This window comes from Mesotoga sp. HF07.pep.5.2.highcov (assembly GCF_003666285.1).
GTDB lineage: Bacteria > Thermotogota > Thermotogae > Petrotogales > Kosmotogaceae > Mesotoga > Mesotoga prima.
In genome coordinates this window covers 1-1503 of sequence record NZ_JFHJ01000075.1, presented here as the reverse complement: position 1 = coordinate 1503, position 1503 = coordinate 1, and the positions used below count along the sequence as shown (strand labels likewise).

The 1503-nt window shown below is 49.9% G+C and carries 1 protein-coding gene; it reads right to left on the bottom strand.

What is annotated here, in order from left to right; translation table 11 throughout:
- Positions 1-1319: 1319 nt before the first annotated feature.
- Positions 1320-1503, bottom strand: a 184-nt coding sequence (locus BG32_RS15705) for a hypothetical protein (RefSeq protein WP_220660298.1), incomplete at its 5' end; no start/stop codon positions are given.

Genomic DNA, 1503 nt, shown 5'->3' with positions numbered 1-1503 from the left:
CGAGTTCGACTCTCGCCGCCTCCACCATTGACTCAGAGCTACCTGTACCAAAGCTGTGAAGCGAGGAAGCAAAACTCAGTATTTTTACTGTAAAGACCCGGCTAATGCCGGGTCTTGTTTTTCTAAACGCCACGCGGTATGAAAACACCATGTCAATCCGAAAACGCCATATTTCGTAATGCTGAACTTGTGTCAACATCTTGCTCCTAAGAACCGCCGCACGCTTAAAATTCAAGACCCGCTGAACGCTGAAGGCTGTAAAAAACCGAGAAAAAGCGTATCCGAGAATTCGCATTGCTCACGAGAAAACGAGAGCAGAAAAAGGGGCTGACCGGGTCCTATGGTCTCATTTTTCGGGCCCTCTGGCCGGTGAAAGATCAAACGATCCCGAAAAAAGTTCGGGATGACAGAGTGAGGGACTTCCAAAAAGTCATGACGGGAATGATAGCATACGTCATTTCAAAAACGCCTTAATCCCTCATGCTGAACTCGTTTCAGCATCCAAGCTTACCGAAAACATTACATCCCGTGCAGCGTACTGTAATTCTTAAGAACACAACATTCCGTCATCTGAACTTGATTCAGAATCTTGTGTTTATTGACTATGACCAAGAACGAAGAACAGATCCTTGCACTTGAACGAACAACGGGTTCTCCTCGACGAACGGAGAACCGTTCAACGGCGAGCCAGCCTCACTTTGCTCTTGCCAACCCCTAACCAGCAACCACCGACCTTGTTCTTCAGAAGCCCAGATGCCGAACTAAATTCGGGATGACAATGTGAGAGACACCCGAGAAAGCGAGAGGGATATGGCGGGGTTTGCTGATTCTGAACTCGTTTCAGCATCTAGGTACTTCTTTGCCATCTGTTGTCGTGTGCTCTTCTCGGCGAACGGTGAACGATTCAACTGCGAGCCAGCCTCACTTTGCTCTTGCCAACCCCTAACCAGCAACCACCGACCACGTTCTTCAGAAGCCCAGATCCCGAAAAAAGTTCGGGATGAACCTAAACAGGGTTCCAAAAGGTTAGTAATGGCTCTTTCCAGCTTTGAGCGGGTCTTGGGCAGAAGACCGCACAGGAGCACTACGGGATGATAGTGTGGGGAAATTATGGGGTGACAGCCCCTTCATGTCATCCTGGCACGCTTCAGGCCAGGATCTCGATCCTCGCGAAAAATGGGACATGAGGAAAATTGTCAGTCCCTATTTTCGCTCAGTCATACATATGACGAAAACCTAGATCGCGTATAGAAGCACTACGGGATGACAAGGAGGATGGATTTTGGGCACAAATCAGCCAGGCTGCTGACGCAGGCCAGTCACCTTCGGTGGCCAGTCTTTCCGTCGCAAAGGCCAGTTCCGCTACGCCAGCCTAAAAAATATGCGGAGGACGGTGGACCGTTGACTGACAACGTTGTCTTCACAGCGTTGAGCGGTTTTTCGTTCTTAAGCGTGAAGCGCTTCTTTGGCGCGAGGTCCCGTGCAAGACCCCAAACAGGAGCC